This is a genomic window from Arthrobacter sp. ISL-5, assembly GCF_018613835.1.
Lineage (GTDB): Bacteria > Actinomycetota > Actinomycetes > Actinomycetales > Micrococcaceae > Arthrobacter.
The window spans coordinates 155,286-170,188 of the sequence record NZ_JAGGPM010000013.1 but is presented as its reverse complement, the minus strand read 5'-3'; the positions used below and the strand labels follow the sequence as shown (position 1 = coordinate 170,188).

Below are 14,903 nucleotides of genomic sequence, written 5' to 3'. Positions count from 1 at the left end.
ACTCCAGCGACATCCAGGCCGGCCCGTTGCTGCTGGCCCTCATTCCGCTGGCGGTTTATACCTTCCTGGCGCAGAAGTACCGCCGGTTTTTTGGCACCAGGCCCGCTGCGGCGTGGGTGATCCTTCTTCCCTTGGGCGTGATCACCTGGGGGTTGGTGCATGCATCCGGTATCCATGCCACCGTCGCCGGTGTGCTGCTGGGGTTCGCCATCCCTGTGGTCCGGTCGCAGGCCAGCGGCGGCCCCTCTGCGGGTCCTGGCCTCTCTGAGATCTTCGAACACCGGTTCCGGCCGATTTCCGCCGGGATTGCGGTCCCGGTCTTTGCGTTCTTCTCCGCCGGTGTCGCCGTGGGTGGCTGGGACGGTTTGATCTCGGCTGTGACTGACCCTGTGGCCATCGGCATCATCGTGGCGTTGGTGCTGGGTAAACCGGTGGGGATCCTGGGCACCTCCTGGCTCCTGACGAAGGCCACCAGAGCGTCCCTGGACCGGTCCTTGAAGTGGATCGATGTGTTCGGGATGTCCCTTTTGGCCGGGATCGGCTTCACGGTTTCGCTTCTCGTGGCGGAGCTGAGCTTCGGGCAGGGCAGCGCCCACGATGACCACGCCAAGGTGGGAATCCTCGCCGCGTCGCTGCTCGCCGCCCTCCTGGCGGCGGCAGTGTTGGTCACCCGGAACCGTCAGTACCGTGCCGTGGAGGCGGAAGAGGCCATCGACACTGACCGGGACGGCATCCCGGACGTTTACGAAGAAGACCGCCGCCCGTGACCTGACCCGGTCCACACACGTGGAGGGTCCCCTACCGGCTATGCGGTAGGGGACCTCCCCGTTAAGAGGCGGCGGGGTCAGTGGCCGGCACCGAGTTTCCCGCCGAGGCGTTCGCGCATCAGGACGCTGGCGTCGTTGAGTCCGATGATTTTCACGTCCGTGCCGTGGTGGCGGTACTTCTCGGTGATCGCGTCCAGGGCCGCGATGGTGGACGCGTCCCAGAGGTGGGAGGCGTGCATATCGATGATCACGTGCTCGGGGTCCAGGGCGTATTCGAACTGGGTGTAGAGGTCGTTGGAGGAGGCGAAGAACAGTTCACCGTCCACGACGTAGGTCGCTGTCTGGTGCCCTTCTACTGTTTTCACGGTCCGTTCGACGGTGACGAAGTGGGCGACCCTGCGGGCGAAGAGGACCATGGCGACAATCACGCCAACCCCGACGCCGATTGCGAGGTTGTGGGTGGTGACTGTGCCGATGACGGTGGCGACCATGACCAGGGTTTCGCTCTTGGGCATCATCTTCAGGGTCCGGGGGTGGATGCTGTGCCAGTCGAACGTGGCCCAGGAAACGAAGATCATCACCGCGACCAGGGCGGCCATCGGGATCACGGAGACGACGCCGCCGAGGGCGACCACAAGGATGAGCAGGAAGACGCCGGCGAGGAAGGTGGAGATCCGGGTGCGGGCGCCGGAGGCCTTGACGTTGATCATGGTCTGGCCGATCATGGCGCAGCCGCCCATGCCGCCGGTGAACCCGGTGACGATGTTCGCCACGCCCTGGCCCCAGGCTTCACGGGTTTTGTGGGAGCGGGTGTCGGTGACGTCGTCCACGAGCTTGGCGGTCATCAGGGATTCGAGCAGGCCCACGAACGCCATGGCGAGGGCGAAGGGGAAGATGATCTGCAAAGTTTCGAGGTTGAGGGGCACGTTCGGGATGAAGAGGGACGGCATGGACTCGGGCAGGTCGCCCTTGTCGCCCACGGTCGGGACAGTCACGGAGGCAAAGACCGTGATGAGTGTCAGCACGATGATGGCGACCAGCGGGGCCGGCACTGCCCTGGTCAGCTTCGGCAGACCGAACACAATCACCAGCGCCAGCGCCACCAGCGGATAGACCAGCCACGGAACATTGATCAGTTCGGGAACCTGGGAGATGAAGATCAGGACGGCCAGGGCGTTGACGAAGCCCACCATCACAGAACGGGGAATGAACCGCATCAGCTTCGCGACCCCGGAAACGCCCAGGATGATCTGGAAGATCCCGGCCAGGATGACGGCGGCAATGAAATAGTCCACGCCGTGGGATTTGACCAGCGGGGCAATGACCAGGGCGATCGCGCCGGTGGCGGCGGAGATCATCGCCGGCCTGCCTCCCACGAACGCAATGGTGACGGCCATCGTGAATGAGGCGAACAGTCCCAGGCGCGGATCGACGCCGGCGATGATCGAGAAGGCGATGGCTTCCGGGATCAGCGCCAGTGCGACGACCAGTCCGGCGAGCACTTCGGTCTTGAGCCGACGCGGGGACTTCAGGGTTTCCCGAACAGACTGCAGCTGTTCGGGTGTGTAGGCAGGGGCTTCCCCGCCGGTTTTGACGGCCATTGCTGGCTCCGTTCATGGTCAGGAAGGCGCACGGCAGCGGCTTCGCTTTTTCGAAGAATGAAGGGGCGCAGCAGCGCGCCGGGAAGAAGGGAACTGCCCTTGAGGGGCTACTCACCACGAACTCTACCCTAACGTGATGGTAGAGTCTGAATCGGAACAGGATGGAGGCCCCTGATGACAGCAAAGACGAGCACCAGCACGATGCATATCGGTGAACTGGCAGAACGGATGGGCCTTTCCCTGAGGACCATCCGCCATTACGACGACGTCGGCCTGTTGCCCGCCACAGCGCGGACCGACGGGGGCTTCCGCGTCTATACGGAGGATGACTTCGCACGCCTCATGGTCATTAAGCAGATGAAGCCGCTGGGGTTTTCGCTGGAGGAAATGGCCGAAATCCTCGGCATCCTGGCCTCAAGCGAGGCCAGCGGCACCAGGGAAGAAGCGCCCGCCAGACTCTCCGAGATCCTGGAGAAAGCGGTCCATCAACGGGCCAAGATGGCCCGCAACCTGGCCCAAGCGGACGAGTTCATCCAGAGGCTCAGCGCACAGCCCTGACGGGCGGTTGCCGGTGGCTCTTCCCAGGCGGGTTGGACCGGACGTAGGCTGTGGATCGGAGAGCCGGGAAGCCTGGTCGGCCCGCGGGGTAGCGTGCCCGCGGAACGCCGTGGCAGCCGCCTCGGTCGTTGTCGCTGGACCGAGGGAACGAGACCCACCATGACATCAGCAGCAGATCCGGTCGTTGACGCCACACGGCTCGTGAAGACTTTCGGCAGGACCCGCGCCCTGGACGGCCTTGATCTGCGCGTCGGCCCGGGCGAGGTCCACGGTTTCCTTGGCCCCAACGGGGCCGGCAAATCAACAACCTTGCGGGTGCTCCTCGGCCTTATCCGCCCGATCTCGGGAACGGCGCGCGTGTTCGGGCTGGATCCCTGGCGGGACCCGGTCCGCGCCCACCGGGACATCGCCTATGTTCCCGGGGATGTGAGCTTATGGCCGAACCTGTCCGGCGGGGAAGTCATTGACCTGCTCACCGGACTGCGCGGCGGCTCCGAGGAGCGGCTGCGCCGGGAACTGATCGATGAGTTTGAGTTTGATCCGCGGCGCAAGGCCCGGACGTATTCGAAAGGCAACCGGCAGAAGGTGGCACTCATCGCAGCGTTCGCCCGCCCGGCCCGGCTCTATCTGCTCGATGAGCCCAGTGCGGGCCTGGACCCGGTGATGGATTCGGTGTTCCGCCGCCAGGTCCAGCGCGTCAGCGCTGACGGTGCCACGGTTCTGCTCTCCAGCCATATCCTCAGCGAAGTCGAGCAGCTCTGCGGCCGGGTGACGATCATCCGTTCCGGCAGGGCCGTGGAATCGGGGACCCTGGCTGAGCTGAGGCATCTGAAACTCACCCACTTCCGCATCGAGGGGGCCGATGCTGGCCTGCTGGCAGCCCTGCCCCGGGTGCAGGGCGTCGTGATCGACGGGGACGTTGCCGAGTTTGACGTGGACGCAGCCGACCTCGCACCTGTGTTGGAAGCGGTCGCGGCGGCCGGGATCAGCGGTCTGAGCGTTTCCCCGCCATCGTTGGAGTCCCTGTTCCTGAGCCATTACAGCGACTCCACCGGCCAGGTGCTCTGATGTCCGGCATCATGGGCCTGGTGCTGGCCCAGGCACGCAGAGACCGGATAGTCCTGCCCGTCTGGATCATGGGCATCGCCCTTCTGGGATTCGCCGTGGCAGGTGCGGTGGCCACGGAATTCGCGGACGAGGCCGACAGGGCGGCGATCATCAATGTGGCGGCGGTGAGCCCGGCGTTCCTGTTCGTCCGCGGCCTGCCCGACGGGACCAGTATCGGAGCGGTGGTGTTCTTCCAGGGCTATGCCTTCACCGCTGTGCTCGCAGGACTGATGAGCACGTTTCTGGTCATCCGGCATACCCGTACCGATGAAGAGCTCGGACGCGCGGAGCTCATCGGCTCCGTGCCGATCCCGCGGGCCGCGTCACTGACAGCAACCCTGATGCTGGGGGCAGCCGCGAATCTGGTGCTGGCTCTGTGCGTGGCCGCCGGTTTCGCCGCCGCCGGGCTGCCCGGACCCGGGGCAGTCACAACCGGGGCCGCCGTCGGCGCTGTCGGGGCCTTTTTCGTGGCCGTCTCCGCGGCCATCGCACAGGTCATGCCCTCCGGGCGGGCCGCCAACGGCGCGGCCGCGGGTCTGGTCGGTGCAGCATATTTCCTTCGCGGTATCGGCGATGCGTTCGGCACCCCGAGCGCCGATCTGACCCAGGTCACCAGCGGATGGGTTTCGCTGCTCTCGCCCATCGGGTGGGGCCAACGCTCCCGCCCCTTCTCGACCGCCGATCCCGCGCCGCTGCTGGTCCTGACGGCGGCGGCCGCCGCCCTGGCCGTTACCGTACTGGTCGTCAGAAGCGGCAGGGATCTGGGCGCCAGCCTGCTGCCTGAACGTGCCGGCAGGGAGCGTGCCGGCGCCGGGGGTGGCTCGTTCCTGGGCTTGGCTTGGCGCCAACAGCGGCCCACCCTGATCGGCTGGTGCCTTTTCGCAGCCCTGCTGGGAGGGATCGCCGGGGGCCTCGGGCCCGTGGTCAGTGACGTGATTGGCGGCAATGAATCGCTCCGGGGGCTGATCCTCCGGCTCGTCCCTGGCAGCCGGGCGGAGATCATCGATGTGTTCACCACCGCCCTGCTGGGCATCGCCGGTGTCCTGGCCGCGGCCGCCGGTATCCAGGCGGTGCTGCGGCTCCGCGCAGAGGAAGCCGAGGGCCGGGCCGAACTTCTCCTGGCCACGCCCCGCTCCCGGGCACGGTGGCTTGGCGCGAACCTGGTACTTGCCGCGGCCTCGGTGGCGGTCGTGGCCGTCGTCGCCGGGACCGGAGCGACCATCGGCCTTAGCCTCTCCGGCGTGGTGAACGGCCCGCCGGGCCTGCTGGTGGCCGCTGCGTTGGCGCACGTCCCGGCCGCCGCCGTGTTCGTCGCGGCAACGGCGGTCCTCTTCGCAGCGGTGCCCAGGGTGAGTATTCCCTTGGCGTGGGGCATGTTGGCCGGCGGCCTGGTCGTGGGTCAGTTCGGTGAACTGCTGCGCCTGCCTGCCTGGCTGCAGGATGTGAGCCCGTTCCGGCACTCTGCGGCGATGCCCGTCGAGCCGTTCGACCCCGCAGCTGCCCTGACCATGTCCGCTATTGCCCTCGCCGGGGCAGGGATCGCTGCCTACCTGCTTCGGCGCCGCGACCTCACGGCGTGATGCCGACCGCTCGGAGAAGTGGTGCTCGCTGTGTGGCTGGTGCCGCACCGGACCGTCGTCGGCCACGACCACCAGCGATGACGGTGGCCGGCCCGTCGTCGCTTTCCACTCCAGGCCGCACCCGTGGGCGGTGCACCGGTGCCGACACTGCCCTGACCGTAAGGTGAAGCATGGACTTCCCAGACGTTCTGCTGACCGTCATACACTCCCCTATCCTCACGGTGCGGGTCCTGTATGCAGGATGATCATGCGCGCATTGTGGCTGCTGTCCCGACGGTTATCCGGCCGCGCCGCCACCGTCGCAGCCCCCGTCGCAATGGCAGCGCCCCCACCGAGGGGACCTCACCGAAGCCCTATATATCTCGATGGTCAGCCTGTCCACGGTCGGCTACGGTGAAATAGTTCCGGCGGCACCCTTGCTTCGCCTCGTCACTGCAGCGCAGGCCGTCACCAGCTTCGGGTTGCTCACAGCCACGGTCTCCTGGATTCTGCAAACATATCCCGCCCTGAGCCGCCGCCGCGCTCTTGCCCACGAACTGAACCTGTTCAGACCGGCCACCGGCCCGCAGGGCATGTCCGCGCTGGAACCCGGACATGCCGCTGCACTGCTCGAATCGTTCGTCAGGGGTGTAGCCACGGTCAGCAGGGACCTGCTGTCATTCAACGGAACGTACTACTTTCACGGCGCTGCTTCCGCGGCGCCATCGTGTCCTCGATCAACATGGCATCAATCGCCGGCTTGAAGGGCTCCAGCCGTCAGGACACCTCTTGTCTCGGCTTGCGTTCCGGTGGGGTAGCTGATTCAAGCGCCTGCCGCACCGTTCTTCGGTGAATCCCGTGCCGGGCCGCCAGCGCACGAAGCGACACGCCCGGCGTCCCTTCGGATCCGCGCGAACAACTCCACTCTCGACTCCATCCAGACCAGCCTTCCGCCGCATCCATCCAGTGACGAATCCAACGTTGAAGGCGGGGCCACATATAACCGTCACAAGTGCCCGGAGAGTCACGAAGTGGGGCCAGAAATAGCCGTCCTACCGGGGCCATCCAAACCTGTCACAGTCAGAACGGTAAGTGGCAATAACGCCGAAAAAATTCACCCTCGACGGCGAAGCCCAGTTCCAGCTGCTCGACGACGCCGTTCTCTGAGGTACAGGCTTAGGCGGCGTACACGCTGCCTTGGTACTGTCGCGGGCCCGTGTCAGGAGGGGGCGTTCAGCCGGGCGAAGCGCAGGATGGAGATGATGGACGGGGCCAGTTCGTCTTCCATCTGGTGGTAGTACTCGGGGCTGCGGCGGTACGGGTCAACGACGTCGTTGTCCGCGGCTTCCGGTGCAAGGGCAAGGTGCCTCACGGAGGCGGCCCGGGCCGGGAGCTTGCGCCACAGCTTCGTGTTGGCGGCGAGCTTTTCGCCGTTCAGGAGGCCCGCCTGGCCAGGCTCGGTTCCTTGGCCCTCGCCTGCATGGCCTTCCCGCTCCTCGAGCACATCCAGCATCCGGGCGAACTCGCGGATGGTGAAGGTCCGCTTCAGGAGCGAGGCGTCCAGCTGGAGCACCTCGCCGCGGTGTGCGGAGGTCATGGTGAGGACCAGGTCCACCTTGCGCAGGATCTTGCCGGTGAGCTGGCGCGCCGCGAAACCGTCCGCGGTGCCGCCGAACGTGCGGATGATGCCCGCGGACAGCGGCTGGACAGGATCGCCCACCATGGCCCGGGTTCCGGCGCTGCGGACCTCGAAGCCGCCGGGCAGCACCTGGTCCAGCCCTGCCTGCAGCAGCCGTTCCGCCACGGGGGAGCGGCAGATGTTCCCCGTGCAGACGGTCAGTATTCGGACTGGCGAAGGCGATTCCACGTGTTGGCTCTTTCCGGCGGCAAAGGCGGACAGGTCTGTCCGCATATTTCAACTTAACACGCGGACCCCCGCGGACTCCGGGGGAATCGCCTGCAGTTCGGCAACCCCTATTAAGGAAATGCCCTTCCCACCTAACTCTCAGGTTCCCTTCATCTGGATTCGGGGGACACGGTGGCACGATGGAACCCTTGGATGGATGGGCGCCCCGGCTTTGCCTTAGGAGGCACGATGCCATGACCGCTGGCAACAGCCGGCTACGGAACGGAAGAAGCGGGAACCTGCGCCGCGCGTCAATCCTCCTGGCATGCGTTGCGCTGGTGGCGGCGCTCGCCGCCTGCCAGCCGGGCCCCGGCCCGGGCCCGTCTCCTTCCCCGTCCGGGGCGGCAAAACCGGGGCATGTCTTCGTGATCAATCTGGAGAACAAGTCGTACCGGGACGTCTGGGGCGAACAGTCTGAAGCCCCATACCTGTCCCGGACGCTGCGTCCCCAGGGCGAGCTCCTGACGCAGTACTACGCGATCGGCCACTCATCGCTGACCAACTACATCGCCCAGCTGTCCGGTCAGGGGCCCAACCCCGCCACCAGCCACGACTGCCCTACGTACGCGCCTTTTAGCGCCACGGGCACGGCACCCCTGGGCCAGCTGCAGGGCAGCGGCTGCGTCTATCCCGACTCCGTGGCCACGCTGGCAGGCCAGCTCAGCGCCTCCGGGAAGACGTGGAAGGGCTACATGGAGGACATGGGGACGCCGTGCCGCCATCCGGAGCCGGGCGCCAGGGACCCGAACCAGAACGCGGGCCCGGACGGACAATACGCCACCCGTCACAACCCGTTCGTCTACTTCACCGCGATCACGGCCTCATCCGAGTGCCAGAGCAACGTGGTGGACTTCAGCAACCTCGACGCCGACCTCAAGTCGGCCGCCACGACGCCGAACCTCTCCTACATCAGCCCCAACCTCTGCAACGACGGCCACGACAGCCCCTGCGCTGACGGGCGCCAGGGCGGCCTTGCCTCCGCTGACGAATGGCTCCGGCAGCACGTCCCGGAGATCCTGTCCTCCGCCGCCTTCCGGCAGGACGGGCTCCTGGTCATCACGTTCGACGAGGCTGAGGGGAAGGAAAGCGCCGAGTCCTCCTTGCCGGGCGGCGCCGGCGGCGGCCTGGTCGGGGCGCTCGTGCTGTCACCGCTGGTCAAGGCCGGTTCAGCCTCTGATCGGGCCTACAACCATTACAGCCTGCTGGCCAGCATCGAGGACGCCTTCAACCTGCCCTACCTGGGCTACGCTGCTGCCCCGGATCTCAACCGCTTCGGGCCGGACGTCTACAACGCCGGCTCCTGACGCAGCGCCACAGGTGACTGGTTGGCCGGTTCACCTGTCCGCGCGCGGCCGGGAGAAGAGGCCGCGCGCCAGAGTGAGGCCCTGGCCCAGCTTGACGGTGGGGAGATAGGCCCGGGTGATGGCATTGGCGATGGCTGGCAGCGCGGCAGCATCCGGGAAGAGCAGGTACATGGGCGTGTAGTCCGGCTTGAACTTGGCCTTGAAGGCCAGCAGCGACCGGAAGCCGTAGACGGGTTCCAGCGTGGCCCCCAGCCGGTCGAGCAGCCGGTCAAGGCCGCCGTCGTAGTCCGGCACGGAGTGGGCGGCCAGCGAATCCCGGGGCGGGCGGGCAAGCGGTGCCCCGGAGAGGCTGATGAACTCACAGCCTTCGTCCTTGAGGCTCAGCGCCGCGGAAGCTATGAGGAAGTCGATGCTGGCGCGGAAGCCGTTGCTGCGCCGCCGCATGAAGTCCAGGGTCCAGCCGACGATGCGGCCGTTGCGGTAGACGGGCAGCCAGGACGCCACCGCGTGGACCGTATGGTGTCTGTCCACGGCGAGCAGGCAGCGGACCTCGGGGTCGTCCAGCTCGTCCAGGCTGCCCAGGGTGAAGCCCATCTCGGGCACCTTCTTGTCCGCGACCCATTCCTCGGACAGGGCCTGGATCTGGGCCTGCACGGAGCGGGGCGCGGCCGCGTAGGTGGTCCACTGCGCGCGGATGCCTGCCTTGGCCGCGTTGTTCAGCGCGGTGCGGATATCCTGGAATTTCTTGCCCCGGAATGACAGTGAGTGCAGGGGCAGGACGGTCTCGTGGGCCACCAGCACCGATCCCCAGCCCAGCGAGGCGGCGTGGCTGCGGAGGTCCTGCGGCACGAAGTAGAAACAGGGCGTCCATCCGTTGAGCCGGCAGTAGTCGGCGAACTCCGTGAAGGAGGACTCCCTGTCTGATCGCGGCCCCACCGGGACGCCGAGTGCCAGCGCAATGCCGGCGATGACCCTGTACGCGACAAAGCTCTCCCCGGAGGCGGAGAACCAGTAGCTGTTCCCGGCCCAGGTTGTCATCCAGGACAGCGAGCTGCCCTCGTGCGCCTTGAGGATGGCCCTGGCACGGTCCTCGTCGGCACTGTGCCGGCCATGGGCCGGCCGCAGGAAGGTCCGGAGCAGCAGGATGCCGGTGACGGCCCAGAAGACGACGCCGATGCCCTCGTACAGCAGCACGGCTGCGGTGCTTTCGGGAAAGAACGCGGGGGACAGGTCAACCAGGAAGCCCAGCGGAAGGAACCTGTCCGGCACGTCGGCGATCAGTTCGGGCAGCCCCGGAGCGGGCGTGAAGCCGCTGGACAGGGCCAGCCCGGCGCCCACATACGCAACGCCAAGAACAACCCAGGCAACCACCACGCGCCTGGCCAGCCGCCGGTAGGTCCCGCGCGGGGCAGGAACGGGGAACAGCGTCCGTCCCAGCAACAGGACCGCCGTCAGAAAAACCGGAAGGAGCATCGGCAGCACCAGGCTGAGCGGGTGGGAATAGCCGGACAGCTCGATCCCGCCGACTCCCTCCCGGGCCGCGGAGTCGGGAACGCTGTCCGGAACAGCGGGCTGCAGGACGCCGGCGATAGTGACGGCGGCCAGCACGGACAGCGCCACCTGCATCAGCAACGCCGCAGCCCACGCGAACCGGCGGCCGCGGCGAAGGCCGTCCGCGAGCAGGAGCAGCAGAAACGACGGAAGGATGGCCATGAAGAGCCCGCCGGCGCCGGCCCGCTGCTGCAGCTGGGCCGCCGCACAGTCCTTGGCCTCCGCCGGGTGGGAGCAAAACTCCTGGAGGGCCTGCGGATCTACGGGCTGGATATTGGTGAACAAGTACCGCAGAACGGACAGCGGACCCACCGCGTGCGGCGCCAGGCCCGCCACCACCGGGCCCACCGCCGCCACCACCACGAGCAGCGCCACCAGGACGCGGCCCTCGTGCCGGGAAACGGCGGGGCGGCCGAACCGCGGCCGCCGTCCCAGCAGGACCGGGCCCAGGAGTGCCCCAGCTCCAGCGGCCCCGAGCCTGACCAGGTCCTCGAAGCCGCCCGCGTATAGGGCGAACAGCATCAGCACGGCAACGATGACCACGCGGATGCGTCGCCGCCACAGGGTGGGGGTGGCGGCGGTGGCGGCCATGGCAGCCCCGCAGACCAGCGCGCTGGGCCCCATGAAGTAATGCCCGCTCAGGTCCCGGGTCCAGCTGCCCATCAGCGTTCCGGCCACTGCCAGGAACCCGAGCGTGGAGCCGACGCCCAGAACGTGTGCGCCCACGGCCGCTGCGGTGAAGCGCAGGCTTCCCAGCTTCCGCTCCAAGGGTAGACCGACGAGAAGCACCAGGGCGGTGCCCAGCACATACCCGGTCAGGTCGCGCTCCCAGAACCCGGACAGCAGCACCGCCCACCAGTGCCCGGACAGGGAATGCACGGTGGCCGCCACGTGTGGCCGCAATCCTTCGGGCGGGCCGGACAGGAGGCTGGAGGACAGGGCGCCGGCGGTCCAGAAGATGGCGACGAACCAAAGCGTGGCGGGGGCGCCGCGCAGTATTCCGGACCAGCCGCGAACCGTCCGGGCGTCGAGGGGAAGAGGGAGCCCCGGTTGCGGCAGCGGCATCGGGACTCCTTTCGCGGGCGGACGGAGCTGGCCGCCTTAGATTCTCCCACACACGCGCACTCGGCAGCCTCCACCTGAACAGGAGTTCATTAGTTACCGGCATTCACGAAGACGTCATCAGGGCGTCATGCCGATGCAACTAACGCAGCCCACACTGGTGCCAGTAGGCAGGGAAAGGAGCCGTCATGGACGGTCTAGGAAGGCATATCCGTTCCTGCGCAGAGCTTTCTCCGGGGGACCGAATTGAAGCGTGGCGCGGAGACCGGCCCCTGTACCGGGGCCGCGTGCTGGCAGTGGTCCCGGAACTGGATATGTTCTGGATTCGTGATTCACGGACAGGCACGCGCCAACTGCTGGATCTCGATCAGCTGCGCGTCCTGCGGTGCCCGCTCCGGGTTTTACCGTCCCCGCCGGACCGGGATCCCGGACCGACTGCCGCCTGACGTTTACCCAAGCGAACATTGAGTGAACTTCGGCCAGGGCAGGGATTTCGCCGTCACCCTGGCCCTACCATTTCCCGCATGCATTCCGCCCTGATCAACGCGCGCACCTCGACGGTCTGGGCTGTCCTCACGGACACGGGCGACCTGACCGTCTGGGAATCAGGCATTACCGCTGTCGACGGCGAGCTGCGCAACGGCGGACGGGTCCGATTCCACACCACGGGCACGGGGCGCAGAAGCGTCCGCGTGAGGGTCCAGCAAGTGCCCGGCCGTGTCATGACCTGGACCGCAAGCCTGCCTCTGGGGCTTTCAAAAACCATCCGGACCTTCACGCTCGCACCTGCAGAAGGCAAGACCCGCTTTCACGTGAAGGACGAGCACAGTGGGCTTCTCCACCGGCTCGGCGGACACACCCTGCACCTCAGCGACCGGCCCTTGGCCGACTTCGTCAAGTCAGTCAAGAAGCGCGCCGAGCTGCTCGACCGGCTCTAGGGCCTCTTGGACCGCGCGGGCAAAGTTCGGACGAAGATTCTCCAGATTTAACGGGCTTTTGCGGAATTCCGGACGCCTCTGGAGCGTTTTGTCAGTAGCGCCCCCGGCGTACCGCACCGGGGCGGCTTGGGAAGGACGAGGCGATGCACAACGTCGGCCACTTTGAACCCCGAGGCTCCGCTGCGGAACGCACAGCGGCCCCCCACCCCTGGAGCCGCTACGTGGCAGTGGGGGATTCATTCACCGAAGGCGTGGGCGATCCGGAGCCCCGCAGCCCGGGCGGCCTGCGCGGATGGGCGGACCGCGTAGCGGAAGAACTAAGCATCGGCCATGAGGACTTCGCGTACGCCAACCTGGCCATCCGGGGACTGCTACTGGAAGAGATCCTGGACCAGCAGGCCGGGCCGGCGCTGGCCCTGAAGCCGGACCTCATCACCCTTTCGGCGGGAGGCAACGATCTTGTCTTCCGCGGCACGGACCCGGACCGCCTGGCCGTGGAGCTAGACGCCGGCGTGCAGCTTCTGGGGCTATCGGGGGCAACGATTGTCCTATTCACCGGGCCGGACTGGGGATCCACTCCCGTGCTGGGCCGCAACCGCGCCAAGTTGGCCATCTTCAACGAGAACATCAGGACCATCGCGTCCCGGCATGACGCCCTGATCGCGGACCTGTGGGCCCTGCGCCAGCTCACCGACCCGCGGATGTGGGATCCGGACCGGCTGCATTTTTCCCCGCTGGGCTATCACACCATCGCAATGATGGTGCTGGACACCCTCAACGTCCCCCACACCCTGCAGCCGCTGCATCCCAAGGACCTGCCGGAGAGCAGCTGGCGGACCGCCAGGGCCAGCGACCTCGTCTGGGCGCGGAACTACCTGCTCCCGTGGGTGGTGCGGCGCATCCGGCACCAGACGGCGGCGGAGCTGAGGGCGAAGCGTCCTTTGGCGGGGCCCGTCTTCGGCGCCGGAATGCCGCCGGGGACGTTCATCGGAACAGGCGGGCAGGCCGAAGCGGGCGTCGCCAAGGGCCTCAGATGATGAGGGCCACTGCGTGGGCGCACACGAGGGCCAGCAGCACAAAGCCGCCCGCGGCCTCGATCACCAGCAAAATTGTGTCCCGCGGGGACGGCGGCATGGTATCCGTGGGGCTGAACGCCATGGAGTTGGACGCCGAGAAGTACAGATAGTCCACGACGGACGCCACCCAGCCCGTCTTCAGGGAAGACCTCGTGGCCACCTCCTTGACGGCGTCGTGGTCCTCGTCCTGCGGAAAGCGGAAGTCGGCGGCCGGGAGGTCTTTGCGGTCGGCGTGCCGGCGGGAGACCGGGCCGCCGCGGTCCAGCTACCCGTCCTGCTTCCGGACGAGGTCAGCAGGATGATCAGCAGCGCCACCTCGTTTGACGGCGGGCCAGCGGTGTTCGGCCCGGGCGTCAGGCTTCTCGTCGAAAGGCATCTGATGAGTCTAGGGACCCGGGAGGGTCTGCGCGCGGTTGCGCCGCGTTGTTCGACGCGGGCCCGTGGGCGTGTCTCCTTATTGGGGTAGCCAGACGGCGACTGCATAGGGAACGACGGCGATTAGCCCTACGAGGCAGATGACGTGAGCGGCGATGCACGTATCGAAGGTGACGACTTTCATGAGACGAGGGGTTGCCGGCTCCGGCCCCGAGACTTGATCGGCGGGACCGGCGCCCCCGTCGGCTTAGACCGACTGTTTCGGCCGCCACACACCGAGCCGGTTGCCCTGCGGGTCAACGAGGTGCGCGAACTCGATGGCGCCGTTGTCAACGAACGGTACGGCGACGCTCGCACCGAGCGACTCGGCTTGGGCGATAGCGGCCTTCACGTCGTCGACCTGCACGTAGAAGATCGCCCAGGCGTTTCCGCCCAGCGATGTGGTGTCCCACAGGCCGCCCTTGTCGCCGTTGACCATCCGGTAACCGGCCGGCGAGGGCTCACCAAAGGTCCAGTCGAATAGTGAGCCGTAGAAGCTCCGTGCGGCATCCGGGTCTGGCGAGCCGACTTCGAAGTAGTTCACTACGGCGGCCATCGCCGGCTCCTATCCATATCGACCACAATCGCATGACCGCCCTCCGGACCCCTCGGCAGCGTCCCCCAGTCGTTAGGGCATGACCTTGTACAGATCGATGACGGTCTCTTCCGGAGGCGATGCGAATCCGCCCTCGATGCCCTGCTGCATCCGGGGAAGGAGGATGCCGTCACGGAATTTCTCCCAACTCTCCTTCGACTCATGGACAGCCATGACCGTCCAACCACCGGCAGAAGAGCCTGCAGCATGGAAGATCTGACCGTCGGGTAGGCGCCCCTCGCCTGGGTGAACAGCGGCAAGTGAGGCCTCGTACTGGTCCTTGGTGCCTCCTGGGAAGAAGTGCACGATTCCGTAGGGCGCGGCGTCCATATCTGCTCCTTGGATGGTCTGGATTGTGTTGGACATGCCAACCAATAGACCCCGCCACGCTGGATGTCAATGGTGGCCGGTGCGGTGGGCTCATGAGATGAACTCCTTCGACGCCGTTTCTGCGGGGTGTTCGGT

14 protein-coding genes are annotated in these 14,903 nt (G+C 66.9%); 8 read left to right on the top strand and 6 right to left on the bottom strand.

Annotation, left to right across the window (positions count from 1 at the left end):
• Positions 1–767 (top strand): Na+/H+ antiporter NhaA (locus tag J7I89_RS07420; protein ID WP_214968711.1); only part of this gene is annotated, 767 nt, incomplete at its 5' end.
• Positions 768–844: 77 nt separating this feature from the next.
• Here J7I89_RS07420 and J7I89_RS07415 read toward each other — a convergent pair.
• A complete protein-coding gene (locus J7I89_RS07415; protein WP_214968709.1) occupies positions 845–2,368 on the bottom strand; it encodes a SulP family inorganic anion transporter in 1,524 nt (507 codons plus the stop codon).
• A 174-nt stretch (positions 2,369–2,542) separates the two neighbouring features.
• On the opposite strand from J7I89_RS07415, the gene J7I89_RS07410 reads away from it, so the two are divergent.
• The 4 genes from J7I89_RS07410 to J7I89_RS07395 all read left to right on the top strand — a co-directional run bounded on the left by J7I89_RS07410 (position 2,543) and on the right by J7I89_RS07395 (position 6,356).
• The gene (locus J7I89_RS07410; RefSeq protein ID WP_214968708.1) at positions 2,543–2,926 is read left to right on the top strand and encodes a MerR family transcriptional regulator; all 384 of its coding nucleotides are present in this window, start codon (positions 2,543–2,545) and stop codon (positions 2,924–2,926) included.
• A gap of 159 nt (positions 2,927–3,085) precedes the next feature.
• Complete coding sequence (locus J7I89_RS07405) at positions 3,086–3,994, top strand: ABC transporter ATP-binding protein (protein ID WP_214968706.1); 909 nt, start codon at positions 3,086–3,088, stop codon at positions 3,992–3,994.
• Complete coding sequence (locus J7I89_RS07400; protein WP_214968704.1) at positions 3,994–5,613, top strand: ABC transporter permease; 1,620 nt, start codon at positions 3,994–3,996, stop codon at positions 5,611–5,613. The genes J7I89_RS07405 and J7I89_RS07400 overlap by 1 nt, the downstream gene beginning before the upstream one ends.
• A 365-nt stretch (positions 5,614–5,978) precedes the next feature.
• Entirely contained in the window at positions 5,979–6,356 is a 378-nt protein-coding gene (locus J7I89_RS07395) for a potassium channel family protein (RefSeq protein ID WP_251045040.1), read from the top strand.
• A gap of 455 nt (positions 6,357–6,811) precedes the next feature.
• Here J7I89_RS07395 and J7I89_RS07390 read toward each other — a convergent pair whose 3' ends face one another.
• Entirely contained in the window at positions 6,812–7,459 is a 648-nt protein-coding gene (locus J7I89_RS07390; protein ID WP_214968702.1) for a low molecular weight phosphatase family protein, read from the bottom strand.
• Between the two features lie 233 nt (positions 7,460–7,692).
• Here J7I89_RS07390 and J7I89_RS07385 point away from each other — a divergent pair, with 233 nt between their 5' ends.
• Complete coding sequence (locus J7I89_RS07385) at positions 7,693–8,802, top strand: alkaline phosphatase family protein (protein WP_214968700.1); 1,110 nt, start codon at positions 7,693–7,695, stop codon at positions 8,800–8,802.
• A 30-nt stretch (positions 8,803–8,832) separates the two neighbouring features.
• Here J7I89_RS07385 and J7I89_RS07380 read toward each other — a convergent pair whose 3' ends face one another.
• Positions 8,833–11,418 carry a bifunctional lysylphosphatidylglycerol flippase/synthetase MprF gene (locus J7I89_RS07380; protein ID WP_214968699.1) on the bottom strand — a complete coding sequence of 862 codons (2,586 nt, stop codon included), beginning with the start codon at positions 11,416–11,418 and terminating at the stop codon, positions 8,833–8,835.
• Between the two features lie 521 nt (positions 11,419–11,939).
• Between J7I89_RS07380 and J7I89_RS07375 the strand changes: the two genes are divergently transcribed.
• Both J7I89_RS07375 and J7I89_RS07370 read left to right on the top strand, forming a co-directional pair.
• Entirely contained in the window at positions 11,940–12,353 is a 414-nt protein-coding gene (locus tag J7I89_RS07375; protein WP_214968697.1) for an SRPBCC family protein, read from the top strand.
• 143 nt (positions 12,354–12,496) lie between these two features.
• The gene (locus J7I89_RS07370) at positions 12,497–13,390 is read left to right on the top strand and encodes an SGNH/GDSL hydrolase family protein (RefSeq protein ID WP_214968695.1); all 894 of its coding nucleotides are present in this window, start codon (positions 12,497–12,499) and stop codon (positions 13,388–13,390) included.
• Here J7I89_RS07370 and J7I89_RS07365 read toward each other — a convergent pair.
• The 3 genes from J7I89_RS07365 to J7I89_RS07355 all read right to left on the bottom strand — a co-directional run bounded on the left by J7I89_RS07365 (position 13,383) and on the right by J7I89_RS07355 (position 14,804).
• Positions 13,383–13,589 (bottom strand): hypothetical protein, encoded by a 207-nt coding sequence (locus tag J7I89_RS07365; protein WP_214968693.1) that lies wholly within the window; start codon positions 13,587–13,589, stop codon positions 13,383–13,385. The two genes, J7I89_RS07370 and J7I89_RS07365, sit on opposite strands and share 8 nt — an antisense overlap.
• Positions 13,590–14,051: 462 nt before the next feature.
• Positions 14,052–14,399 carry a VOC family protein gene (locus J7I89_RS07360; RefSeq protein ID WP_214968692.1) on the bottom strand — a complete coding sequence of 116 codons (348 nt, stop codon included), beginning with the start codon at positions 14,397–14,399 and terminating at the stop codon, positions 14,052–14,054.
• 72 nt (positions 14,400–14,471) lie between these two features.
• Positions 14,472–14,804: a hypothetical protein gene (locus J7I89_RS07355; protein WP_251045038.1), complete on the bottom strand. Its 333-nt coding sequence runs from the start codon at positions 14,802–14,804 to the stop codon at positions 14,472–14,474.
• Positions 14,805–14,903 lie beyond the last annotated feature (99 nt).

Bases quoted from the DNA above. Each gene is read 5' to 3' on its own strand.
- J7I89_RS07415 (WP_214968709.1), bottom strand. From the start codon at position 2,368: ATGGCCGTCAAAACCGGCGGGGAAGCCCCTGCCTACACACCCGAACAG.
- J7I89_RS07410 (WP_214968708.1), top strand. From the start codon at position 2,543: ATGACAGCAAAGACGAGCACCAGCACGATGCATATCGGTGAACTGGCA.
- J7I89_RS07405 (WP_214968706.1), top strand. From the start codon at position 3,086: ATGACATCAGCAGCAGATCCGGTCGTTGACGCCACACGGCTCGTGAAG.
- J7I89_RS07400 (WP_214968704.1), top strand. From the start codon at position 3,994: ATGTCCGGCATCATGGGCCTGGTGCTGGCCCAGGCACGCAGAGACCGG.
- J7I89_RS07395 (WP_251045040.1), top strand. From the start codon at position 5,979: ATGGTCAGCCTGTCCACGGTCGGCTACGGTGAAATAGTTCCGGCGGCA.
- J7I89_RS07385 (WP_214968700.1), top strand. From the start codon at position 7,693: ATGACCGCTGGCAACAGCCGGCTACGGAACGGAAGAAGCGGGAACCTG.
- J7I89_RS07380 (WP_214968699.1), bottom strand. From the start codon at position 11,418: ATGCCGCTGCCGCAACCGGGGCTCCCTCTTCCCCTCGACGCCCGGACG.
- J7I89_RS07375 (WP_214968697.1), top strand. From the start codon at position 11,940: ATGCATTCCGCCCTGATCAACGCGCGCACCTCGACGGTCTGGGCTGTC.
- J7I89_RS07370 (WP_214968695.1), top strand. From the start codon at position 12,497: ATGCACAACGTCGGCCACTTTGAACCCCGAGGCTCCGCTGCGGAACGC.
- J7I89_RS07360 (WP_214968692.1), bottom strand. From the start codon at position 14,399: ATGGCCGCCGTAGTGAACTACTTCGAAGTCGGCTCGCCAGACCCGGAT.
- J7I89_RS07355 (WP_251045038.1), bottom strand. From the start codon at position 14,804: ATGTCCAACACAATCCAGACCATCCAAGGAGCAGATATGGACGCCGCG.